This window comes from Shewanella algidipiscicola (assembly GCF_003605125.1).
In the GTDB taxonomy this organism is placed as follows: domain Bacteria; phylum Pseudomonadota; class Gammaproteobacteria; order Enterobacterales; family Shewanellaceae; genus Shewanella; species Shewanella algidipiscicola.
On the sequence record NZ_QPQT01000001.1, the window covers coordinates 311,270 to 336,000 of the forward strand.

21 protein-coding genes are annotated in these 24,731 nt (G+C 49.2%); 3 read left to right on the forward strand and 18 right to left on the reverse strand.

Annotation, left to right across the window (positions count from 1 at the left end; translation table 11 throughout):
- The first annotated feature begins 26 nt into the window (after window positions 1-26).
- The gene (locus DVO77_RS01345) at window positions 27-1,388 is read left to right on the forward strand and encodes a leucyl aminopeptidase family protein (protein WP_119976993.1); all 1,362 of its coding nucleotides are present in this window, start codon (window positions 27-29) and stop codon (window positions 1,386-1,388) included.
- Between the two features lie 82 nt (window positions 1,389-1,470).
- On the opposite strand, the gene DVO77_RS01350 is transcribed toward DVO77_RS01345, so the two are convergent.
- Together DVO77_RS01350 and DVO77_RS01355 are read right to left on the reverse strand one after the other, a co-directional pair.
- Complete coding sequence (locus DVO77_RS01350; protein ID WP_119976994.1) at window positions 1,471-3,066, reverse strand: ABC-F family ATPase; 1,596 nt, start codon at window positions 3,064-3,066, stop codon at window positions 1,471-1,473.
- Window positions 3,067-3,346: 280 nt separating this feature from the next.
- Window positions 3,347-5,656, reverse strand: a complete 2,310-nt coding sequence (locus DVO77_RS01355; RefSeq protein ID WP_119976995.1) for a heavy metal translocating P-type ATPase — start codon at window positions 5,654-5,656, stop codon at window positions 3,347-3,349.
- A gap of 94 nt (window positions 5,657-5,750) precedes the next feature.
- Between DVO77_RS01355 and DVO77_RS01360 the strand changes: the two genes are divergently transcribed.
- Window positions 5,751-6,140 (forward strand): MerR family DNA-binding protein, encoded by a 390-nt coding sequence (locus DVO77_RS01360; protein ID WP_308444035.1) that lies wholly within the window; start codon window positions 5,751-5,753, stop codon window positions 6,138-6,140.
- A gap of 3 nt (window positions 6,141-6,143) precedes the next feature.
- On the opposite strand, the gene DVO77_RS01365 is transcribed toward DVO77_RS01360, so the two are convergent.
- The 11 genes from DVO77_RS01365 to cobB all read right to left on the reverse strand — a co-directional run bounded on the left by DVO77_RS01365 (window position 6,144) and on the right by cobB (window position 16,801).
- Window positions 6,144-6,374: a hypothetical protein gene (locus DVO77_RS01365; protein WP_211328743.1), complete on the reverse strand. Its 231-nt coding sequence runs from the start codon at window positions 6,372-6,374 to the stop codon at window positions 6,144-6,146.
- 216 nt (window positions 6,375-6,590) lie between these two features.
- Window positions 6,591-7,349 carry an SDR family oxidoreductase gene (locus DVO77_RS01370; RefSeq protein WP_110458151.1) on the reverse strand — a complete coding sequence of 253 codons (759 nt, stop codon included), beginning with the start codon at window positions 7,347-7,349 and terminating at the stop codon, window positions 6,591-6,593.
- Window positions 7,350-7,353: 4 nt separating this feature from the next.
- Entirely contained in the window at window positions 7,354-8,253 is a 900-nt protein-coding gene (gene mmsB / locus DVO77_RS01375; RefSeq protein ID WP_119976997.1) for a 3-hydroxyisobutyrate dehydrogenase, read from the reverse strand.
- 76 nt (window positions 8,254-8,329) lie between these two features.
- Complete coding sequence (locus tag DVO77_RS01380; RefSeq protein WP_119976998.1) at window positions 8,330-9,463, reverse strand: enoyl-CoA hydratase/isomerase family protein; 1,134 nt, start codon at window positions 9,461-9,463, stop codon at window positions 8,330-8,332.
- Complete coding sequence (locus tag DVO77_RS01385) at window positions 9,463-10,236, reverse strand: enoyl-CoA hydratase (protein ID WP_110458154.1); 774 nt, start codon at window positions 10,234-10,236, stop codon at window positions 9,463-9,465. The genes DVO77_RS01380 and DVO77_RS01385 overlap by 1 nt, the downstream gene beginning before the upstream one ends.
- 21 nt (window positions 10,237-10,257) lie before the next feature.
- Window positions 10,258-11,415, reverse strand: coding sequence for an acyl-CoA dehydrogenase family protein (locus tag DVO77_RS01390; RefSeq protein ID WP_119976999.1), 1,158 nt, complete (start codon window positions 11,413-11,415; stop codon window positions 10,258-10,260).
- Between the two features lie 196 nt (window positions 11,416-11,611).
- Window positions 11,612-13,117 (reverse strand): CoA-acylating methylmalonate-semialdehyde dehydrogenase, encoded by a 1,506-nt coding sequence (locus DVO77_RS01395; protein WP_110458156.1) that lies wholly within the window; start codon window positions 13,115-13,117, stop codon window positions 11,612-11,614.
- A gap of 116 nt (window positions 13,118-13,233) precedes the next feature.
- Window positions 13,234-14,424 (reverse strand): thiolase family protein, encoded by a 1,191-nt coding sequence (locus DVO77_RS01400; RefSeq protein WP_119977000.1) that lies wholly within the window; start codon window positions 14,422-14,424, stop codon window positions 13,234-13,236.
- A gap of 357 nt (window positions 14,425-14,781) precedes the next feature.
- The gene (locus DVO77_RS01405) at window positions 14,782-15,483 is read right to left on the reverse strand and encodes a Type 1 glutamine amidotransferase-like domain-containing protein (RefSeq protein WP_162924121.1); all 702 of its coding nucleotides are present in this window, start codon (window positions 15,481-15,483) and stop codon (window positions 14,782-14,784) included.
- Window positions 15,484-15,545: 62 nt separating this feature from the next.
- On the reverse strand, window positions 15,546-16,016 hold the full coding sequence (locus DVO77_RS01410) for an AAA family ATPase (RefSeq protein ID WP_119977093.1): 471 nt from the start codon (window positions 16,014-16,016) through the stop codon (window positions 15,546-15,548).
- Between the two features lie 44 nt (window positions 16,017-16,060).
- The gene (gene cobB, locus DVO77_RS01415) at window positions 16,061-16,801 is read right to left on the reverse strand and encodes a Sir2 family NAD+-dependent deacetylase (protein WP_110458159.1); all 741 of its coding nucleotides are present in this window, start codon (window positions 16,799-16,801) and stop codon (window positions 16,061-16,063) included.
- Window positions 16,802-17,120: 319 nt separating this feature from the next.
- Here cobB and fur point away from each other — a divergent pair, with 319 nt between their 5' ends.
- The gene (fur, locus tag DVO77_RS01420) at window positions 17,121-17,552 is read left to right on the forward strand and encodes a ferric iron uptake transcriptional regulator (RefSeq protein ID WP_110458160.1); all 432 of its coding nucleotides are present in this window, start codon (window positions 17,121-17,123) and stop codon (window positions 17,550-17,552) included.
- Between the two features lie 252 nt (window positions 17,553-17,804).
- On the opposite strand, the gene DVO77_RS01425 is transcribed toward fur, so the two are convergent.
- The 5 genes from DVO77_RS01425 to sucA form a co-directional block, all read right to left on the reverse strand.
- Complete coding sequence (locus DVO77_RS01425) at window positions 17,805-18,068, reverse strand: PepSY domain-containing protein (RefSeq protein ID WP_119977002.1); 264 nt, start codon at window positions 18,066-18,068, stop codon at window positions 17,805-17,807.
- A gap of 332 nt (window positions 18,069-18,400) precedes the next feature.
- The gene (gene sucD / locus DVO77_RS01430) at window positions 18,401-19,273 is read right to left on the reverse strand and encodes a succinate--CoA ligase subunit alpha (protein WP_110458162.1); all 873 of its coding nucleotides are present in this window, start codon (window positions 19,271-19,273) and stop codon (window positions 18,401-18,403) included.
- Window positions 19,273-20,439, reverse strand: coding sequence for an ADP-forming succinate--CoA ligase subunit beta (gene sucC / locus DVO77_RS01435; protein ID WP_110458163.1), 1,167 nt, complete (start codon window positions 20,437-20,439; stop codon window positions 19,273-19,275). Before sucC ends, sucD begins: the two co-directional genes overlap by 1 nt.
- A gap of 101 nt (window positions 20,440-20,540) precedes the next feature.
- Complete coding sequence (gene odhB / locus DVO77_RS01440; RefSeq protein ID WP_110458164.1) at window positions 20,541-21,728, reverse strand: 2-oxoglutarate dehydrogenase complex dihydrolipoyllysine-residue succinyltransferase; 1,188 nt, start codon at window positions 21,726-21,728, stop codon at window positions 20,541-20,543.
- Window positions 21,729-21,758: 30 nt separating this feature from the next.
- Complete coding sequence (gene sucA / locus DVO77_RS01445) at window positions 21,759-24,578, reverse strand: 2-oxoglutarate dehydrogenase E1 component (RefSeq protein ID WP_110458165.1); 2,820 nt, start codon at window positions 24,576-24,578, stop codon at window positions 21,759-21,761.
- Window positions 24,579-24,731: the final 153 nt, after the last annotated feature.

A 24,731-nucleotide genomic window follows, 5' to 3' on the forward strand; every position in this document is an offset into this window, starting at 1 on the left:
TTTGACCTCAAATAAGATGATACCCAATGACTCCACTACTTATAACTGGCTCCAACGGCATCCCCTTGTCGATCATTGCAACTGAAGATTTTTCACAATGGTATGAGCAATTGCCAGCAGCACAACAAAATTGGCTGAAAACCACCCAGTTTTCAGGCAAAGGATTAAGCCTTATCCCCGCCGCAAACGGAGAGCTAGCACAGGTTGTTTATGTCAGCGACTCACCCGATGCCTACTGGGTTTGCGGCGATATCGTCAACCAACTGCCCGCCAATCAGTACTACCTCGATGCCAGCGAAGCTCAATGTAAAGTCGCCGCTTTCAGTTGGGCATTAGGGGCTTACAAGTTCGATCGTTACAAGAAAAATGATAAACAGTATCCTCAACTTGTTATTGATAATGCCGCTTTGGTCGCCAGCACATTAAAGCTGGTACGTTCGGTGACCATAGTACGCGATCTGGTTAACACCCCTGCTGCCGACATGATGCCACAAGATTTGGGCGACACCATGGAGGCCTTGGCTGAAGAGTTTGGTGGCCGAGTGACACAAATCATCGGCGATGCACTGCTTGAGCAAAACTACCCGACCATACATATGGTTGGCCGTGCCAGTGACAACCAGCCGCGGCTTATCGATTTAACCTGGGGCGATGAAAACGCGCCTAAAGTGACGCTAGTGGGTAAAGGGGTCTGTTTCGACTCGGGCGGTTTAGACCTTAAACCCGGTGCAGGCATGCGCTTGATGAAGAAAGATATGGGCGGCGCGGCCCATGTGATTGGTTTAGCCCATCAAATCATGGCCAGTAACCTGCCTGTGCGCCTGCGCGTACTGGTACCCGCGGTAGAAAATGCGGTCTCGGCGAATGCATTTCGTCCAGGCGATGTGATCACCACCCGTAAAGGCTTAACCGTTGAGATTGATAACACCGACGCTGAAGGCCGCTTAGTCTTGTGTGATGCCCTTGCCGATGCCTGTGATGAAAAACCCGATCTGCTGATCGACTTTGCCACCCTAACCGGCGCCATGCGCATCGCCTTAGGTACTGAATTACCAGGCTTCTTTAGTAATGATGACGAAGTGGCTGCTGGCATTACCGCCGCTGGACTTAAGGTTGAAGATCCCGTCTGGCGCATGCCGCTGCATAAAGCCTACTTTGATCTTACTGGCAGCGATATTGCCGACTTAGCCAACTGTGGTAAGACGCCTTTTGGCGGCGCGATCACCGCCGCCTTGTATCTTGAAGCCTTTGTGGATGACAAGGTAAGCTGGAGCCATTTTGATATCATGGCATGGAACAACCGCACCTTACCCGGTCGCCCCATTGGCGGTGAAGCCTTTGGTATTCGAGCGGTGTTTGAATATCTAGCACAACGTTTCGCTAAATAGCCGTTTTAAAACAGCCAACCAACAAAAAGCCCAAGGCAATGTAATTGCCTTGGGCTTTTTTATCAATGAGGTTTAGCGGCGATTAGGCATCGACACCCTTGCTACGCAAGAACTCATCGTAAGTACCTCTGAAATCGTTCACGCCATCGGCGGTGATCTCAATAATACGGGTGGCGAGTGATGATACAAATGCGCGGTCATGACTGACAAACAACAATGTGCCTTCATACATCTCTAGTGCATTGTTGAGCGACTCAATCGATTCCATGTCCAAGTGGTTGGTTGGCTCATCCATAACCAAGATGTTGGGCTTTTGCATGATGAGTTTACCAAATAGCATACGGCCCTTTTCACCACCTGATAACACCTTGACTGACTTCTTGATGTCATCAGAGCCAAACAACATACGGCCTAAGTAACCACGAACGCTTTGATCGTCATCTTCTGGCTTGCGCCACTGGCTCATCCAGTCAAATAAGGTCATGTCGTTTTCAAAATCAGACTCATGATCCTGGGCGTAATAACCTATGGCTGAGTTTTCAGACCATTGGATGCTGCCTTCATCTTGTGGAATATCATGGATAAGGGTACGTAACATGGTGGTTTTACCCACACCGTTTTCACCCAGTATCGCAATACGCTCGCCCACTTCAGCAATCAGGTTAACGCCTTTAAATAGCGGCTTGCTATCGAAACCTTTAGCTAAATCTTCAACCACTAATGCGTTGCGGAACAGTTTCTTTTCCTGCTCGAAACGGATAAATGGATTCACACGGCTTGAGGCTTTCACCTCTTCAAGCTTAATTTTATCAATCTGCTTGGCACGTGAGGTCGCCTGTTTCGCTTTAGAGGCGTTAGCCGAGAAGCGTGCAACGAAGCCTTGAAGTTCAGCAATTTGCGCTTTCTTCTTAGCATTATCAGACATCAAACGCTCACGAGCTTGGTTAGCCGCCATCATATACTCATCGTAGTTACCCGGATAAACGCGCAGTTCGCCGTAATCCAAGTCAGCCATGTGAGTACAGACAGAGTTTAAGAAATATCTATCGTGCGAGATGATGATCATGGTGCTGTTACGCTGGTTGAGCATCTCTTGTAACCAACGAATGGTGTCGATATCCAAGTTGTTGGTAGGCTCATCGAGTAGCAAGATATCTGGGTCACTAAACAGTGCCTGAGCAAGCAGCACACGCAGCTTAAAACCTGGTGCGATTTCGCTCATCAAACCAAAGTGTTGCTCAAGCGGAATACCCACGCCCAGCAATAATTCACCGGCGCGAGATTCGGCGGTATAACCGTCCATCTCAGCAAATTCCATCTCAAGCTCAGCCACTTTAATGCCATCTTCTTCACTCATTTCTGGCAAAGAGTAGATGCGGTCACGCTCTTGCTTGACTTTCCACAGCTCAGCATGGCCCATGATCACAGTATCAACCACGTTGAACTCTTCATAACCAAACTGGTTCTGGCTTAACTTACCTAGACGCTCGTTGACATCGAGTGACACGTTACCCGAAGTAGGCTCAAGCTCGCCGCCTAAGATCTTCATGAAGGTTGATTTACCACAACCATTAGCGCCGATAAGACCGTAGCGATTGCCGCCGCCAAATTTGACTGAGATGTTTTCAAACAGCGGCTTAGAGCCAAACTGCATGGTGATATTAGCTGTTGTGATCAATGTGAAATTCCGAAATTAGTTAAGCGAAGCGCTGCCAATGATGACCATCTGATACCCAAACTGGCTAAAGACACTCAGTCAAGGCTGCAGTGATGATACACCGCGCTAAAAGGGACAAATTAAAGCGCGCTACTATAGCGATTTAGGTGGTAATTAGCAATGACAACCCTAAAGATTCCCCAGAAAAGCTGCATAAAATATCGACACCATGACGTAGCCAAGCTACGTCATGGCTAACAACAACTAACAACCAACCCAGCCCGAAGAGAGTGCGTTCCCCCTATTTTTCATGAGAAATGGCTCCTAAACGCAGTCCTCGTAACCGATTGGCATTGGTTACCACAGTCAAAGAAGACAGCGCCATCGCTGCGCCCGCCACCACAGGGCTAAGTAACCAGCCAGTGAACGGAAACAAGACGCCTGCGGCCACTGGGATCCCCAAGGTGTTATAAATAAAGGCACCAAACAGATTCTGCTTAATATTGTTCATGGTGGCGTTAGCCAGCATAAAGGTATCGGCCAAGGTCATTACGCGTTCAGAAAGTAAGGTGATACCCGCACTCTCTATCGCCACATCCGTACCGCTGCCCATCGCTATGCCGACATCGGCTTTGGCTAACGCAGGGGCATCGTTAATACCATCCCCCACCATAGCAACCACTTCCCCTTTTGATTGACGCGCCTCGATAAGCGCCAGCTTTTGCTCTGGACTCACCTCGGCGATCACATCGCTAATGCCCACCTGCTGCGCGACGGCCGTTGCGGTGTGCTGATTATCGCCACTGAGCAGTACCACTTTTTTGCCTTGTCGCAACAGGGCTGCCACCGCTGCTTGCGCATCGGCCTTTATGGGATCGGCAATCGCCACTACGGCCTGTAGATGACCATCTATGGCACAATAAATCGGCGTTTTTCCTACTTGGGCAAAATCACTGACATGGCTTGATGCTAACGCAATATCACCAATCTGCTCTGCTTGCATTAACTTAAGGTTACCGGCCACCAATGTATGGCCACCCACCTTGGCCACAATCCCTTGGCCGGTGATATTGTTAAAACTGTCAACCTCGCCAAGCACTAATTCACGGCGTTTTGCCTCTGTTATCATGGCCGCCGCTAAGGGGTGCTGTGAACGCTGCTGCGCGCTGGCCAGCAAGGCAATTAACTTATCTTCACTAAGAGGGCTTGGCGCTTCATTATCGACACCTTGATTGCCAGCAAGCTGATTGTCACGGGTCATCTCGGCGATCGTGACCACATCGGTGACAGCAGGCTTGCCCTGAGTGATAGTGCCAGTTTTATCGAGCACTACTGTGGTCACTTTACTGGCCGTCTGCAACGCTTCACCATTTTTAAGCAACACGCCCATCTGCGCCGCACGGCCCACCGCCACCATGATCGACATCGGCGTCGCTAGCCCTAGTGCACAGGGGCAGGCAATAATCAATACCGTAGTTAACACCACCAGCGCGTGGCTCAACTGGGGTGCAGGCCCCACCACAAACCACACTATGGCGGCAACAATGGCGATCAACACCACCACAGGAACAAAATAGGCAGCAATTTTATCGGTCAGCCTGCCGATGGGCAGTTTCGAGGTTTGCGCCTGTTGCACCAGTTCGATAATTTTTGCCAGTTTAGTCTGCTGTTGTTTGGCGGTGACCCGATAAACTAGGCTGCCATTTTCATTGACCGTCCCAGCACTTAGTTTATCCTCAGGTTGCTTCTCTACCGGCACTGGCTCACCGGTTAACATCGCTTCATTGATCAGCGCCTGCCCCTCAAGTACGTCACCGTCCAGTGCTACACGCTCACCAGGTTTAAGGCGCAACTTGTCCCCAATCTTAATGGCGCTAATCTCGACAATTTCATCGCCAGCATCTGTCACTCGAGTGGCGCTGGTCACTTGCAAGCCAATCAGTTTACTGACCGCCTCACTGGTTTTACCGCGTGCACGCAGCTCCATCGCATGGCCTAGATTAATTAAGCCTAAAATCATCACACTGGCCTCAAAATAAACATGGCGGGTGTCTGCTGGGAACCACTGGGGTATGACAACCACCAGCATAGAATAGAGCCACGCCGAACTGGTGCCCAACACAATAAGGGTATCCATATTGGCGCTGCCTGCCTTAAGCGCGCTGTACATGCCACGATAAAAATGGCCACCTGTGGTGATAAGCAGTACGAAAGTGAGCCCTCCCATGATCCCCCAGCCCACTTGCTGTGCGGGGCTGTTGATCATCATCTCATAACCTAACAATCCCCACAGCATCATAGGTACACCGAGCGCAAGCGCCGCCATGGATTGCCATAACCGGGTGTGGTACTCCTTACGCTCATTTTCTTGTCGCTCTTTGATAGCTAACTGCTGGTCGATCACTTGCTGACCGGGATAGCCGGCGTTTGCTAATGCGCTAGCCACCCGCTGCGCCTGAGCTATCCCCACCACAGTCACCTGTTTGTCGGCAAGGTTGACTGATGTCTCGACCTGCTCACCATCGCTAGCTAATGCCGCCATGGCTTTATCAATTTTGGCTACGCAGCTGGCGCAATTCATGGTCGGCACATAAAAGGTGAGTTTATCCATGGTATGACTCCTCTGTGATGGATATTAATTTGTCTTTCTCTACCATCAAGCGTAATGTCTCCTCTAATGGGAGAGTCAATGTGTGGAGTTAACTATGATCAATATTGGTGAGGCAGCAAAACTGACAGGCTTATCGGTTAAAAGCATCCGCTATTATCACGATATCGGTCTCGTATGTGCCGAGCGTGGCGATAACGGTTACCGTTATTACAACCATATTCAGTTGGATGAATTGCATTTTTTGCATCACTGCCGTGAGCTTGGCTTCAGCCTAGAGGACTGCCGTGCGCTACTGAATTTAAAAAGTGATACTGGCCGCTGCGCCGAAGATGTCAAGCGCATTGCCAATGTGCATCTTGCTGAGATTAACCGGCGCATCGAGCAACTGAGTCAACTGAAACAACAACTGAGTGACTTGATCGATCACTGCGCAGGCGGCGCCCAACCAGACTGCGCCATTTTAAAAGGCTTAAGCGGAAAATAGCGCTTAATTTGAACGCTTAAAGGGTAATTTTTGCATTAACCAGCGCTGAGTGTTGCGCTGTTGCTGCGTGTTTAAACCAAAATAGATACATAACCAAGGAGAAAGCAAAATATACCAAGGTAACTGCGGCCCTTGTGGCTGAAGCAACAGATAAAAGAAGCCACTGTAAATCACTAACACACCCACAATGCCAACCAGCAACATCAACTGCTTGGCCACTTTTTCTATCCACATAATCTCTGCCTAACCTCTTATGACCTATATATTAGTGTACAAGGTATTTAAATGTTGCTCACATAATCGCTGACAAATATCTAAGACTCGCTGCGACGTATATGACGTTTATGACTGAACAAGCTAGTTAAGTATCACTCATTTAGCTCATTGATGAAATGGGCCAACAAAAAACGGGCATACGCCCGTTTTGCTTGGTGTATCAAAACAGTTAACTTAAATACGAATGCCACCGTCGATTTCAAATACTCGGCCGTTAACATAATCGTTTTCGATGATAAATTTAACCGTTGAGGCTATCTCACTCGCTTGACCTAAACGGCCAACCGGCACCATCTTCTCAAGACGCTCAAGCGCTTCTGGCTTCATGGCCGCTGTCATCTCGGTTTCTATCACACCGGGTGCTACGGCTGCGCTGCGAATATTATAGCGCGCGAGCTCTTTCGCCCAACCAACCGACATCGCAGCGACACCGGCCTTTGACGCCGCATAGTTGGTTTGACCAATATTACCGGCCTTAGCAAGACTGGAGATATTGATGATCACGCCCTGCTGCTGTGATTCAATCATGGCGGCTGCCGCTTCACGGCCACACAAGAATGACCCCGTCAGATTCACATTGATCACCGCTTGGAATTGCGCAAATGACATACGGTCGGTCACCTTGCCATCTTTGGCTTTGACCAACATGCCGTCGAGCAAAATACCAGCATTGTTGATTAACACATTCACTTGTCCGAAATCTTCTAAGATGTAGCCAAACCCCGCCACGACATCTTCTTCATCGGTGATATCAAAAGCGTAACCTTGAACTTCGGTCGCCGCGCCAATATCGGCGCAGGCGCGTTCGAGTTTTTCTTGATCGACATCGATAAGCGCCAATTTCGCCCCAGCCGCCGCTAACTCTTGTGCCATCGCAAAACCAAGTCCGCCTGCGCCACCTGTGATGACGACTACCTTATCTTTTAAATCCATCAACTTACCCTTTGTTATTAAACTGCTCAAAAATACTCGAAAAATCACGCTTACCGTTACCTTGGCGGGCATGATTGACATATAAACTGCGTGCCAAGGAGCCCATCGGGGTACTGGAATTAGACAGCAGCGCCGCTTCTTGCGACAGGCCTAAGTCTTTTACCATTAAATCCACCATAAAACCGCCTTGGTAACCGTTCGATGACGGCACGCTTTGCATCACACCTGGACAGGGATTATATTTATCTAGCGCCCAATTACCACCACTACTGACTTTCATGATCTCAGAAAGCACTTTTGGATCAAGACCATGATCTATCCCCATCTGTAATGATTCACTGGTACCGACCATTAAGACCGACAGCAACATATTGTTGCAGATCTTAGCCACTTGCCCAGCGCCAGCGGCGCCCGCGTGGAATATATTCGCACCCATGGCATTTAATACCCCTTGGGCTTGGTCAAAGGCACTGTCACTACCGCCACAGATAAACGTAAGCGTGCCAGCACTCGCGCCGGCGGTACCGCCCGATACGGGCGCATCGATAAATTCTAACCCTTTAGCTTTGGCTTGCTCGGCAACAAAACGCGCGCTCTGGGCATCAATGGTCGAGCAATCGATCAATAAGGTACCTTGGCCAACCACATCGATAATCCCTTTATTGGTATCGTCGCCAAGGTATAAGGCGCGCACATGCTTGCCCGCAGGTAACATGGTGACCACGATATCGGCCGCTGCCGCAGCGGCGCAGGCACTCGGCGCTGGGATGGCGCCTTGCTCACTCACATGATGCAGCGCATCTTTAGACAGATCGAACGCTTTAACGGTAAAACCCGCTTTTACTAGGTTAACCGCCATTGGGCCGCCCATGTTACCTAAACCAATAAATGCAACCGTACTCATATTTCGCTCCTTTTAGGGGCTAAGTTGATAGGGTAATGGTCGCGGGGCGAAATCACCCCATCGACCTTATGGGCCATTATTGGCCTAGTGTGGCGAGCGGATGCTCTGCCGCCGCCCAAGGGGACGTCAGTAGCGCCGATACTGCCGCCTCTGGCACAGTGTCAACACTGGCGAACTTCCACTGCGGCTGGCGATCTTTATCGATAAGCAGTGCGCGCACCCCTTCGACAAAATCACCTATCGCGCAGCAGTTGCAGCTCAGTCCAAGCTCAAACTGAAACACTTGTTCAAGTGATAACTCTGTGCCTAAACGTGATTGTTCATACACCAGATGCAGACTCAGCGGGCTGCCCGCCAACAGGGTGTTAATTGCCCGTTCAAGCCAAGGTAGCTGATGTTGCGCCGCTGTCACTTTGGCCATGATCTGGGCTAAATCACCGCTCATTAACTCATCAATTAACCCTTGATTATCGGCCAATGTGCTGGGGCCTATCGGGATAGCACAGCGACCCGACATCGCCTCAATTAATGCATTGAGTTTAGTATGATTGGCCCCAATATCGGCTTCCCAATCGACGCTCGACAGCGCGTCCAATAAGGGCTCTTTATCGGCACTATTCAAATAATGATTACCCAGCCCCACAAAATGAGCGTCGGCACCATTCATATTATAAGCGGTCATGCCGAGAAAACGGCCGATATGGCCAGGCATACGATTTAAGAAATAACTGCCCCCCACATCAGGGTAAAGTCCAATGGTCACCTCTGGCATGGCGATGCGCGATTTTTCGGTGACAATGCGATGACTGGCGCCAGCCATGAGTCCGAGGCCGCCGCCCATCACTATGCCATCGCCCCACACCAAAACTGGTTTATCGAAGGTGTGCAGTAGATGATCTAAATGATACTCGTCGGTAAAAAACACCCTCGCCATCTCGGTCACTTCACCCGGCGTCTCTTTAGCGGCGTGATACAGGGCGCGTACATCGCCACCGGCGCAAAAGGCTTTCTCACCGGCACCATCTAACACCACCATGGCGATGGCATCATCTTGCGCCCACGCAGTCAGTTGACGCGTCAGCGCCTGGATCATCTCCATATTGAGCGCATTAAGCGCCTTTTCCATGTTCAGCGTGGCCACCCCGACCTGCATGCCCGATAAGGTGCCTAAGGTTTGAAATACCACACTATTGCTTTGCTCAATACTCATTAGCTATTGGTCCATTTTGCTGGGCGCTTCTCTAAAAACGCATTAACCCCCTCGGCCTGATCTTGGGTGTCAAACAGGCCAACAAATAATTCTCGCTCCAGCGGCAGCGCCTGAGAACGTGGCATAGAACGGCCCGCTTGAATCAACTGCTTACATACAGTCACGCTGCTTGGACTCTGGTTGGCCACTTTGGCCGCCAGCGTCATTGCAGCATCGAGCGCGCCACCTTTGGCCACGACCTCCTCGACCAACCTCAGTTGCAATGCTTTATCGGCATCGACACGCTCACCACATAAGATCATTCGCTTAGCCCAGCCTTCCCCGACTAAGGCGGTGAGATTTTGCGTGCCCCCCGCGCAAGGCAGTAAGCCGACGGTCGCCTCAGGCAATGCCATCACAGCTTGCGCTTCAGCGATGCGAATATCACAGGCAAGCGCCACCTCGAGACCGCCCCCCATGGCATAGCCGTTGATTGCGGCAATCGAGACACCACGAAAACCACTGAGGGCTTCGAACGCTTCGCCAAAATGTTTAGCCATGGTAGCCGCATTGCCTTTATCACCATCGGCAAACAGTTTGAGATCGGCACCAGCACTAAAGAATTTGTCGCCCTCACCCGTTAACACTAACGCGTAAATATCTTTGTTGGCGTTAAGTTCACTCACTTTTTGCTTAAGCAGCTGTAAACTGTCAGCCGTCCACGTGTTTGCAGGCGGATTGTTCATGGTTAAGATAGCCGTGTGGCCAACAATGGTTTCAATAATGGCACTCATTCTTAGTCTCCTTGGTCACAATTACAGGATTGGGTTTGCATTCTCATCGAGCAAACGACGGGCAATGATCAACCGCATGATTTCATTGGTGCCTTCAAGTATTTGATGCACGCGCACATCGCGGAAATGGCGCTCTAATGGGTATTCGCGGATATAACCGTAACCGCCGTGAAGCTGCAAAGCACTATCGCAAACGCTAAAGCCGATATCGGTGGCAAACCGTTTTGCCATGGCGCAATAAGCGGTCGCTTCAGGATCGCCACTGTCGAGTTTAAAAGCGGCTAAACGCACCATTTGCCTTGCGGCAACCAACTCGGTCGCCATATCGGCTAACTTGAACTGCAGCGCTTGAAACGCCGCAATCGGCTTACCAAACTGTTGGCGCTCGTTCAGATATTGGGTGGCGCGCGCCAGCGCCGCTTGCGCCGTGCCCACTGAGCAGGTGGCAATATTGATGCGGCCGCCATCTAAGCCCTTCATGGCAAACGTAAAACCTTGTCCCTCTTCGCCTAACAGATTGCTCACAGGCACTCGTACATTATCGAAGGTAATCTCACGGGTTGGCTGAGCGTTCCAGCCCATCTTATCTTCGGCTTTACCGTAACTAATCCCTGCAGCATCTGCTGGTACGGCAATGGCGGAGATCCCCTTAGGACCGGCTTCACCGGTGCGGCACATCACAACCAACATTTCGGTTGCGCCTGCGCCAGAGATAAACATCTTAGCGCCAGAGATCACGTATTCATCGCCTTCACGAATAGCTTTGGTTTTGAGTGACGCCGCATCACTGCCCGCGCCCGCCTCAGTTAAACAATAAGAGGCCAGTTTTTCGCCTGTGGTTAATGGCGCTGACCACTCATCGCGCAGGGTTTGCGAGCCAAAGCTGGTGATCATCCAAGTGGCCATATTATGAATAGTCAACATCGCCGTGGTGGCGGTGCAGCCCATAGATAACTGCTCGAAAATAATCGATGAGTCGAGGCGAGATAATCCCATGCCGCCTTCCGATTCTGGCGAATACAAAGCACAAAAGCCCAGCTCGCCGGCTTTTTGAATCACCTCTTTTGGGAAGTAATGTTCTTCATCCCATTTAGCGGCAAAGGGAGCCAACTCTTCATTGGCAAATTGGGTTGCCAGCTCGGCAAACTGACGTTGGTCTTCATTCAGATTAAAATCCATCTGATTAACTCCTTGTGCACCTGTGATTATTCGCCGTTATATTGCTGGTTAACGACTTGATTATATTGGTGCATTGCTTGTTGATTGTAGAATATAAGGTTAAGGGTTGTGCCCAAGCAGCGCCTTACGCCATGGGGGCTAAGCAGAAACTTAGCCCCCACACAAACAGCTCGGCAGCCTCCCACGCAAGGCTCACCTATTTTAATGCTATGGTCATATTCGGCGCGTGATGCTCAGCATCTGAGATGTCCGACTCAAACCAGCGTGCGGTGATGGTCTTAGTCTCAGTGTAGAAACGCACCGCCTGCTTACCGTAGGCGTGCTGATCGCCATAGAAACTGCCTTTCCAGCCGGTAAATGAGAAGAAAGGCAGTGGCACAGGAATTGGCACGTTAATTCCCACCTGACCCACTTCAATATTATGCTGATACTTACGCGCCGCCGCGCCGCTAGCCGTAAAGATAGAGGTACCGTTGCCGTAAGGGCTGGCGTTGACTATCTCAATCGCCTCTTCAAGGGTGTCACTTTCCATGCAGCACAGCACGGGACCAAAGATCTCCTCTTGGTAGATACTCATGTCCGTGGTCACATTGGTGAACATGGTCGGGCCAACCCAGTTACCACTCTCATAGCCTTCGACCGTAAAATCGCTGCCATCGAGTAAACATTCGGCGCCCTCTGCTTTGCCTTGAGCAATTAATTTCAATACGCGCGCTTTCGCGGCGGGGCTGATAACGGGGCCATAGGCAGCCTCTTTATCATCCCATAAGCCGGGTCTCACCTTTGCGATAGCATCACGCAGCTCGGGGATCCAGTTTTTCGCTTCACCGACAAATACCGCCACCGACAGCGCCATACAGCGCTGCCCCGCAGCACCAACCGATGCACCGACTAAGTTATTAATCACTTGCTGTTTATTGGCATCAGGCATGATCACGCAGTGGTTTTTAGCGCCGGCGAACGCTTGCACACGTTTAAGATTGTCGGTACCCGTCTTGTAGATGTATTGCCCAACGCCAACGGACCCAACAAAAGAAATGGCTTTAATATCTTGATGGGTCAGCAGTACATCGACCGCGGTTTTATCGCCATGAACGAGCTGCAACACCCCTTTGGGCGCGCCCGCTTCTTCAAACAGTTCTACAAGACGCTGTGGCGTCATCGGATCTTGCTCCGACGGCTTAAGCACAAAGGTATTACCGCAGGCGATCGCCAAAGGGAACATCCATAATGGGATCATCGCGGGAAAGTTAAACGGCGTGATACCGGCGCAAACCCCCAAAGGCTGGGTATAGCTATAGGTATCGATGCTGCGCGCCACATTTTCAACGGTTTCGCCCATGATGAGGTTAGCAATGTTGCAGGCATGCTCAGCCACTTCGATGCCGCGCCACACATCGCCTTTGGCATCTTCAAAGGTTTTCCCTGTTTCTTGAGCTAGAATCGTGGCAATTTCATCATGATGGGCTTTTAGCAGATGTTGATAGCGAAACATGACCCGCGCACGCTCTGATACTGGCACCTCTTTCCAGGTAGCAAAGGCGTGTTTCGCACTGGCAATGGCCGTTTCCACTTCTGATGGCGTTGCCGCATTAATGGTCGCTATCACTGCATTATTGGCCGGATTAGTTACCGAGATCTGCTGCGTTCCTTGGCCTAAAGTAAATTCACCATCGATGTAATGTTTAACTTGAATCGTCATATTGCTTTCCTAAGATCTTTTTAACTAAGACAAAAATGTAAGTGACAACTAAAAACTCACACCGTTAACAGAGGTTTTGCCAATGGGCTAACAGATGATTAGCCCGAGCAAATGGATTAAATTTCAATCGCCATCGCAGTAGCTTCACCACCACCGATACATAAAGATGCCACACCACGCTTAAGCCCTTTAGCCTTTAAGGCATGGATTAAGGTAACCAGTACCCGCGCACCAGAGCAGCCTATCGGGTGTCCGAGCGCGCAGGCGCCGCCGTTAACGTTAACTTTAGCTTCATCCAATCCGAGTTCTGAAATGGCGAGCATGGTGACCATGGCAAAGGCTTCGTTGATCTCAAAGAGATCAACATCGGCTTTATTCCAGCTGACGTTGTCGAGCAACTTAGTCATGGCGCCGACTGGGGCTGTCGTAAACATCGATGGCTCTTGGGCATGAGTCGTATGACCTTTGATAGTTGCCAGCACCTCAAGCCCCCGCAGCTTGGCTTGCTCACGGGTCATGAGCATGAGTGCCGCCGCGCCATCGGAAATTGAGCTGGAGTTGGCCGCCGTGATAGTACCGTCCTTGGCAAATGCGGGGCGCAGTGTGGGGATCTTTTCAGGACGGGCATTACCGGGTTGCTCATCGGTGTCGATAACCAGATCGCCACGACGACTACTTACTGTTACTGGGGTAATCTCAGCTTTAAACGCCCCAGCTTCAATCGCCGCATTGGCTTTTTGCAGTGAACTTAGGGCAAAGTTATCCATCGCTTCACGGCTAATAGAAAAATCATCGGCGGTCTTTTGGGCAAAGGTGCCCATAGCCCCGCCGGTATAGGCATCTTCAAGGCCATCGAGGAACATGTGATCCATCACTTTACCGTGTCCCATACGCATGCCACCACGGGCTTTATCCAGTAGGTAAGGCGCTTGACTCATGCTCTCCATGCCGCCGGCGATAACAACATTGGCACTGCCTGCTTTAATTAGATCATGGGCTAACATCACCGTTTTCATCCCAGAGCCACAGACTTTATTGACTGTGGTGGCGCCCACAGATAATGGCAAATCGGCGCCTAAAGTGGCTTGACGGGCCGGCGCTTGACCAAGACCCGCTGGTAAAACACACCCCATGAGCACTTCATCAACATCATTGCCTGCAAGCTGAGTGAAATCCATCAAGCCTTTGATGGCTGTGGCTGCCAGTGTTGGCGATGCCACGCTCGACAGTGCGCCTTGAAAGCCGCCCATTGGCGTGCGCTTAGCTGCCACAATCACGATATCTTGATTTGTTTGCTCGTTAGTCATCTTCCGCTCCATCTCGGTATTTTTTGCTCGAACCACATGTTGATACCACGTGACGAACTGTGATCAATTTCAAATAATATCACTGTGACGTTTACGCGAACGTAAAGCAAGTGTTAACTCGCCAAAATGGTATAACTTTAGTCTAAGGTTTTGTCAGTCTGGATTTACACTTTGGCGTAATGTGCATGAATGGCCAAAAAAATTGCTGGCAGATAAAGAGAGGACACCTGCCACGATAAAGACAAGCGAATTTGAACGGTAAAAATTTACACCATTAAAAATCAAAAACTTAAATTAAAAGTGCCAATGAAAGGCTATCGATAAAAGCTAGGCATAAGATCAAGTTATCGGCAATCATTAAGTGAGCGCCATCAAGGCTACACCGTCAAACAATAACGGTTGACCAAAACCGATTAGCTGCTGTTCTCGATAGACCAGAGCATCACTATCGGCGCATAAAATTAGCGGATATTGAGCCAATTCTTGTGACGCGATAAGCTGAGCCGCCGCGACGCTGATATCGACCCCATGCTGGCTAAAATCAACATGGGGAACAAATTGGTAGGGTAATAAGCCTAACGCCGACAAGTTGTCCAGTTGCACTTGGTTGTGATCGCCACATAAAGAGGCTGAAGTAATGTTTGGTGTCATTAACATCGCTCCGGCGCTTAAGCCGATCATTGCCGCCCCCTTTGCCGCAAAGGCTTGCAAGCACTCCATCGCACCGCGCTGCTGTATAGCGGCAAGAAACGCAAAGGTGTCACCGCCAGCAAGATGAATCGCATCACATTGGCATAAAGCCTGTAATGCGGACGCTGAATAGTCTTGTTGCAGGTCGGTATAACAGCAAAGCTCAGCGCCGAGTGCAGCATAGGCCACTTGGGTTTGCCTGTAATAATCCCGTTCAGGCTCATGCGCAGAGGCAAGGTAACCCACTTTAATAGGAGCTACGCGAGGCAAATGAGCCTCTGTTAACGCATCCAACACGCAGGCGATGGCTTGCTGCGCCGCGCTGCAGTGAAAGTCGCTCAATAACGCTAATGTTAATTTACCCGTCAAACGGCACGTCCTTATCTCAGTTGTTATATTCATGCTGCAATGCAGCCACCAGACGTGCCGATTTAAAAATCTTCAAATTGTTTGGCCATAGCGCAAATTTGCTTTAATCCCACCCCATGCTGATTACGCTCGGCGCACATTTGCTGATGCGCATCATTCAGCGGCTTGCCAATTAACACAATACGCACCCGATACCCTAGCGCCTTTGCTGCCGCGTCGTAGGCCATGTATTCCCAATAGGCCATATTGGTATTATCACAGATAACAATCGGCTCACTCCGTGCCAACGCCTGAATAAACAGGGTTAAATTACGTTGATGGTATTCACTCAACCGACTGGCATTAAACTGGTACTGCCCCTGTTGATAAAATAAGTTATCGGTCGAAAAATAACCCCGCTGCCTTATTTGTTGCGCTACTGCCGGAGGCTGCGCTGCAATAAACTGCTCGACCCAATAACTTTTACCGCTACCAGGCAAGCCGCGCATGATAATCGCTAACTTGTCAGCCTGAACATTCTGACTGGCCAGCATCCCATCAAGCGCGGTGCTTGTATCAAGCTCTATATCTAATTGCATTACTGCGGCGCACCTATTAGCTCATCGTTAATCTTGTCACCACGCAAAATCGTATCCACCAGGTGCGGCAAAATGCGGCTGGCCTTATCCTGCAGATGATATTGAAACTGACTGTGGCGATCGGCGGGCATAATATTGACTTCAACCGTTTGTGCGCCATGATGGTTAGCCGTGTCGACAAATCCGGCTGCCGGATAAACCGTCCCCGAGGTGCCGATGGCAATAAATAGATCACAGGTGTCCAGTGCATGTTGAATACGGTCTAGTCCGATAGGCATTTCACCAAACCACACCACATGAGGCCGCAGGCGCTGGGCCGGTATGCAACAGGTGCAGGTATGGTTTACCCCAAAATGATCTGTCAATAGAAAGGTCTGTTGTGAACGCGGACAGCGGCCTTTAGTGAGCTCGCCGTGCATATGCAGTAAGCGGCGAGACCCCGCCCTTTCATGCAAGTCATCAATATTTTGCGTCACTACAAGTAGCTGGCCATCAAACTCTTGTTCGAGCCTGGCGAGCGCCTTATGTGCCTCATTAGGTTCGATATGGCCATCATGCAGCTGCTGCCAGCGTTCATTATAAAAGCGCTCTACCATTTCAGGATCACGCGCGTATCCTTCTGGGGTCGCCACATCTTCGATTTTATGCTCTTCCCACAGCCCGTCTTGATCCCTAAAGGTTCTGAGCCCCGACTCGGCCGAGATGCCTGCCCCGGTTAATATCACGATCTGCCGATACATCTGCTTTCCTTATTCTTGTTATCGTTAGCTCAATACTGACTCTGTGCCATATGCCAATACACGGATGTTTAATGTAAGCCTGCCAGAACTCACTGGTGAGCTGTATTGGGCATAAGTATAAATAACACTATAAAAAGTATGTGTAAAATTCATTATTTTTTACAACAAAACAGCCTATTATTGTCTATTTGCTGCCTAAGCGAACAATATGCAAGATCAAAGGTTTAAGTTTTTAAATTCAGACCCTATAATGGTTCCCAATATCAACAACTGAACCTCTATTGGCTTTGCTAATGGTTCTGCAATCAAGAGATTTATAATGACAGATGGAAATCAAGCGCTAAAGAAAGCGGGATTAAAGGTCACCTTACCACGAGTCAAGATCCTCGAACTGATGCAAGGACCCGAAAATCAACATATCGGTGCAGAAGAACTATATAAAAAGCTACTCGATATTGGTGAAGAAATTGGGTTAGCCACCGTTTATCGTGTATTAAATCAATTTGATGATGCAGGCATTGTCACTAGGCATCACTTCGAGAGCGGCAAAGCGGTTTTCGAATTATCATCACAACATCATCACGATCACTTAGTCTGTTTATCTTGCGGCAAGGTGATTGAATTTTCTGATGACATGATTGAACGTCGTCAAGATGAAATCGCGATGAAACACAATATTAAATTAACCAATCATAGCCTCTATCTCTACGGGGTTTGCACTAATGATGAGTGCGATCACGGCGATGCTTAATGGTTAACAGGCCAGAGGCGATATTGCTAAATTAATCGCAGCTTTATCTTGATAGCCCCAAGGCTCAAGAGCTGATATGAAAAAGGGATCCTAGGATCCCTTTTTCATTGGTTGCTTTTCACATTTGAGGAGTCAATGCATAGGCCTAAGAAGACAATGCCTAAACGTGGCGGTCACCCTCGGCATGACTGTGCTTATCAAAAACGTGTTACTGACACTTTAAAGCCAAATTTACCCAGACATGACCTCGGCTTAATCGTCTAATCTATCTGAAATAACTTTACCATCAATGGGATCGATGCGCAGTTCACGCTCTACCCCATCTTTGTAAGCTTCCACTTCCCACTGGCCTCTTTTAACAGAGACTTCAGTAATGGGCGAATAGCCTTGCGCTTCTAATGCTTTTATCACTTCAGAAAGCGGTTTAGCATCGGCGGGGGGCTTCTCATGTGCAAAAGAGTGAGTCGCACCAAGGCATAAAGTACAAGCTATCATTGCGCCAAACAGCTGCTTCATAATATCTCTCCTTCATTGCATTTGGATAACACGTTAATTGGGACGATGACCTGACGCCCACTGACATCATGTCGTCTCTTTTTCGCGGCAATTTTTATCATAGGAATTTTTGCTATTCAATAATTTTTAGCAGCAAAAAAATGCGTTTTTATATAAATACAGTTATATGACAGCCTGATATAAAACATGGCACGATTAACTGACATAACAACTGACAAAACAGAGGCAAAATACCGGCGTGTAATGGCTTTAGCCGTGGGTTATCCCGCTAAACGATCAAAAATAACCCACAAAAAAAGCGCCCTAAGGCGCCTTTTTACAAGTGGGTAAGATTACCAACCTGTTTTAGTACGTAGTGCACTGCCGATATCAGCAAGTGAACGTACGGTAGTTACGCCTGCGGCTTCTAGTGCTGCAAACTTATCTTCTGCAGTACCTTTACCACCAGCGATGATCGCACCTGCGTGACCCATGCGCTTACCTTCTGGTGCAGTCACACCAGCAATGTAAGAGACAACAGGCTTAGTCACGTTAGCTTTGATATATTCAGCCGCTTCTTCTTCAGCCGTACCACCAATTTCACCAATCATCACGATGGCTTCAGTTTGTGGATCGTTTTGGAACATTTCCAATACGTCGATGAAGTTAGTGCCAGGAATTGGGTCACCACCAATACCAACACAAGTTGATTGGCCGAAACCTTCGTCAGTGGTTTGCTTAACCGCTTCGTACGTTAGCGTACCAGAGCGAGAAACAATGCCGACTTTACCAGGCTTGTGGATGTGACCAGGCATGATACCAATCTTACATTCACCCGGGGTGATAACACCTGGGCAGTTAGGACCGATCATGCGAACGCCAGTCTCTTCAAGCTTAACCTTAACTTGCAGCATATCCAGAGTAGGAATGCCTTCAGTAATACAAACGATTAGCTCGATGCCGCCGTCGATAGCTTCAAGAATGGCATCTTTACAGAAAGGGGCTGGTACATAGATAACGGTTGCTGTTGCGCCCGTTTCAGCCACTGCGTCTTTAACAGTATTAAATACGGGCAGACCTAAGTGAACCTGACCGCCTTTTCCTGGAGAAACACCACCAACCATTTGAGTGCCATACGCGATAGCTTGCTCAGAATGGAAAGTACCTTGACCACCAGTGAAACCTTGGCAAATGACCTTGGTATCTTTATTGATTAATACAGACATTATTTGCCCTCCGCAGCAGCAACAACTTTAACAGCAGCGTCAGTAAGTGACTCGGCTGCAATAATGTCAAGACCAGAGTTAGCCAATACTTCGCGACCGAGATCAGCGTTAGTACCTTCAAGACGAACAACCACTGGCACTTCAACACCCACTTCTTTCACTGCGCCAATGATGCCTTCGGCAATCATGTCACAACGTACGATACCGCCAAAGATGTTCACAAGAACCGCTTTAACGTTGTCGTCAGACAAAATGATCTTAAATGCTTCAGCTACGCGCTCTTTAGTCGCTCCGCCGCCAACGTCTAGGAAGTTAGCTGGCTTGCCGCCGTGTAGGTTAACGATGTCCATTGTACCCATTGCTAGGCCAGCACCGTTTACCATGCAACCTACGTTACCGTCTAGGGCAACATAGTTAAGCTCAAATTTAGCCGCATGTGCTTCACGCGCGTCATCTTGTGATGGATCGTGCATGTCGCGGATTTTTGGTTGGCGGAATAATGCGTTGCCATCGATACCTATCTTACCGTCTAGGCAGTGAATGTTGCCTTCGGTGGTGATAACCAGCGGGTTGATCTCAAGCAGTGCGAAATCATGGTCGTTAAACATCTTAGCCAGACCCATGAACACTTTAGTGAACTGCTTCATTTGTGTTGGGTTTAAACCCAACTTGAAGCCAAGATCACGTGCTTGGTAAGGCTGTGGACCCGTTAGCGGATCGATAATGGCTTTGTGAATAAGCTCTGGCGTTTCTTCAGCCACAGTCTCAATCTCAACACCACCTTCAGTTGATGCCATAAACACCACGCGACGAGTCGCACGGTCAACAACAGCGCCAAGGTAAAGTTCGTTAGCGATATCGGTGCAGCTTTCGACTAAGATTTTAGCAACTGGCTGACCTTTTTCGTCAGTTTGGTAAGTCACAAGGTTCTTACCTAACCAATTTTCAGCGAATGCTCTAATCTCTTCTTTATCGCCGGTAACTTTAACGCCACCTGCTTTACCACGGCCGCCTGCGTGTACTTGACACTTAACAACCCACATATCACCGCCAATATGGCCTGCCGCTTCTACCGCTTCTTGAGGGGTATCACAAGCAAAACCTTCTGACACTGGTAAACCATATTCGGCAAATAGGGATTTTGCCTGATACTCATGCAAATTCATGATGATCTATCCGTATACTTCTTATCAAATCCAACCAGCTCATAGGAGCCAGTAGCGAGGGTGATGCCCACCAAAGCGATGGACATCGAATCAACGTCGTCTTACAGGTCGAGTAGTAGACGAGTTGGGTCTTCGAGGAAGTCCTTAATGGCAACCAAGAAGCCAACAGACTCACGGCCATCGATGATGCGGTGGTCGTAAGAGAGTGCAAGGTACATCATAGGCAGGATTTCAACCTGACCATTCACTGCCATTGGGCGATCTTTGATGGCATGCATGCCCAAAATCGCACTTTGTGGCAGGTTCAAAATAGGCGTCGACATTAGCGAGCCAAACACCCCACCGTTAGTCACGGTAAAGTTACCGCCAGTCATATCTTCAACCGTCAGCTTACCGTCACGGCCTTTAAGCGCCAATTCACGCACGTTACGTTCGATATCAGCTAGGCTCATGGTATCTGTGTCACGCAGTACTGGCGTCACCAAACCACGTGGCGTCGAAACTGCGATACTCACATCGAAATAGTTATGATAAACAAGATCATCACCATCGATAGAGGCGTTGACTTCAGGGAAACGTTTTAGCGCTTCGGTCACGGCTTTGACGTAGAAAGACATAAAGCCTAGACGAATACCATGACGCTTCTCGAACACCTCTTGATACTGCTTACGAATGTCCATGATAGGCTTCATGTTCACTTCGTTGAAGGTGGTCAACATGGCTGTTGAGTTCTTCGCTTCAAGTAGACGATTGGCAATAGTCTTACGTAGACGTGTCATAGGAACACGTTTTTGACTGCGCTCACCTAAAGGCGCAACAACAGCAGCCGGCGCTGATGCAGGCTTAGCTGCAGGTGCAGATTTCACGAAGGCTTCAACGTCTTCTTTAGTGATACGTCCACCCACGCCAGTGCCTTTAACTTTAGCCGCATCAACATTATGCTCGGCGATTAAACGACGGACTGATGGGCTTAGCGCATCGTTTGACTCATCACTTGCTGCTTCTTGTGGTGCTTCGGCTTGCGCCTTAGTCACTTCTTGACCGGCAACCGCGCCAGCAACAAATTTAGCAATCACAGCTTCACCTAGAACGGTGTCGCCTTCTTCGGCTAGAAACTCAACGATTGAACCATCTTCTGGCGCAACCACTTCAAGTACCACTTTATCGGTTTCGATATCAACCAAGTTTTGATCACGAGTCACTTGCTCGCCAGCTTTAACGTGCCAAGTGGCGATGGTTGCATCAGCAACTGATTCTGGCAGTACGGGTACCTTGATTTCGATACTCATGGAAAGCTATCCTTTTTAAATTATCAATTACTACAGTTTTAATGCGCTATTTATTAGAGATTCTTGCTGCTGAGCATGCAGTGCTGGGTAACCACAAGCCGGGGCAGCAGATGCTTCACGGCCAGCGTAGGTTAACTGTGCGCCTGCTGGAATCGCCGCCCAGAAATGGTGTTGGCTACAATACCAGGCACCTTGGTTCTGCGGCTCTTCCTGACACCAAACGAAATCTTTAACGTGCTGATATTGCGCCAGGATTTGTACCATGTCCTCATGTGGGAACGGATACAATTGCTCGACACGGATCAGGGCGATATTGGTAAGATTCTCTTTGCGACGCTTTTCAAGCAGCTCAAAGTACACCTTACCACTACAGAACACGACGCGATCCACCTTGCTGCTATCTTGCTCATCGATCTCTGCAATCACGTTTTGGAAAGTGCCAGTAGCAAGCTCTTCCATACTCGAGACAGCTAACGGATGACGCAGTAGAGATTTAGGCGACATGACCACCAGTGGACGACGCATAGGACGTACCACTTGGCGACGCAGCATGTGATAAACCTGCGCAGGCGTTGATGGCACGCACACTTGCATATTGTGGTTAGCACAAAGTTGCAAGAAACGTTCTAGACGCGCACTGGAATGCTCTGGACCTTGCCCCTCATAACCGTGTGGCAACAGCATGGTTAAGCCACATAGGCGGCCCCATTTTTGCTCACCCGATGACAAGAACTGGTCAATCACTACCTGCGCGCAGTTAGCGAAGTCACCAAACTGGGCTTCCCAAAGCGTTAATCCGCCAGGCTCGGCTGTGGCGTAGCCATATTCAAACGCGAGTACTGACGCTTCAGACAATACCGAATCGGAGATATCGATAGGGCCTTGCTCGTCAGCCACATTACGCAGTGGCAGATAAGCCGTAGCATCGTTTTGATTGTGCAATACTGCATGGCGATGGAAAAAGGTGCCGCGTCCTGAGTCTTGACCCGTAATACGCACACGCTTGTTATCTTCAAGGATTGAGCCGTAAGCTAAGGTTTCAGCAAAACCCCAGTCAAGCAGCTTTTCACCCTTTGCCATGGCAACGCGGTCTTTATAAATCTTGGCGACACGTGACTGTAACTTGTGATTTTCAGGCACATAGCTTAACTTGTCAGCCAGATTTTGCAGACGCTCGATAGACATTTCACCTGGGTAGGTTTCATCCCATTCGCGATTAAGGTAAGGCGTCCAGTCAACCGTATGTAGCGTCATTGGGCGCCACTCTTTAACGACGCAATCACCTTTATCTAACGCATCACGGTAGTCGTTGATCAAGCCTGTGACTTCATCAGCGGCTAACGTATTGTCTTCGATAAGACGATCGGCATAAATCTTACGCGGCGTAGGATGCTTTTTAATCTTGGCATACATTAATGGCTGCGTTGCGCTTGGCTCATCGGCCTCATTATGGCCATGACGACGATAACAAACCAGATCGATAACCACATCACGCTTAAACTCGTTACGGTAATCAACCGCCAGCTGCGCAATAAAGGCTACCGCTTCAGGATCATCAGCATTAACGTGGAAAATAGGCGCCTGCACCATCTTAGCGATATCGGTACAGTATTCTGTTGAGCGAGTATCTTCAGTCAAGTTAGTGGTAAAGCCCACTTGGTTATTGACCACGATACGAATACTGCCGCCCACTTTAAAGGCACGGGTTTGAGACATATTAAATGTCTCTTGTACTATCCCCTGACCTGCAATAGCACTGTCACCATGGATGGTGATGGGCATCACTTGCAGACCTGTTTTACAACCACGGCGATCGAGACGTGCTCTAACAGAGCCCATCACCACAGGGTTAACGATCTCAAGGTGCGATGGGTTGAACGCAAGGGCTAGATGAACATTGCCACCTGGCGTTTCAAAATCAGAGGAGAAACCTTGGTGATACTTAACGTCGCCTGAACCATGTAATTCGTCGCTGTGCTTACCAGCAAACTCATCGAACAGCTCTGACGGTTTTTTACCGAGAATGTTAACCAGTAGGTTTAAACGACCACGGTGAGCCATACCTACGACCATCTCTTTGGTACCGGCTTGGCCACCACGATAGATGATTTCACGCATCATAGGCACGAGTGCGTCACCGCCCTCTAGTGAGAAGCGCTTAGCACCGGGGAACTTGGCGCCGAGGTATTTTTCCATACCTTCGGCGGCGTTAAGGCCTTCGAGAATACGGAGTTTGGTGGATTTATCGTAATTAGCTCTACCTAAGGATGGCTCCAAACGTTGTTGGATCCAACGTTTCTCATCGGTATCTGTGATATGCATGTATTCAGCGCCGATAGCACCACAATAGGTGGCTTTCAGTGCATTCACAAGATCACCTAGCTTCATGGTGTCGCCACCGTGAGCAAATGAACCTGTGTTGAATTCACGCTCCATATCATCGCTAGTTAACCCGTGGAAGGCTGGGTCCAGTTCAGTGACGGTTTCACGCTTCCATAAACCGAGGGGATCCAGATTCGCATTCTGGTGACCGCGGAAACGGTGAGCGTTGATCAACTGTAGGACTTTAACTTGTTTAGCATCCACATCAGGGTCGGTAATACGAGCTGAGCTCTTATGGCGGCCTTCTAATGCTAAACTACGAAAATATTCACGTACTTTTGAGTGGGCAGCTTCGGGCGCATCTGTTGCGCCGTTGGCATATGGGAGGTTATCAAATACCGCGCGCCAGTCGTCTGATACTGACTGTGGGTCTTCTTGATAGGCTTCATACATCTCTTCTACATAGGTCGAGTTCGCACCACTTAAGTGAGACGAATCGAGCCAGGCTTTCATGATGCCTTGGTGCATTTCTATTCCTTTCAAACTTTATACACGTGTTTAGCCAAAGTCTTAAAAATGCAATCCCAGTTAATCGCACTGCAATTGCAATCTATCTGCCGCCCCGAGAATCCAGATTGTACGGCACATGTGTAGTTCCATTACATAAAAGAGCCACTTCCT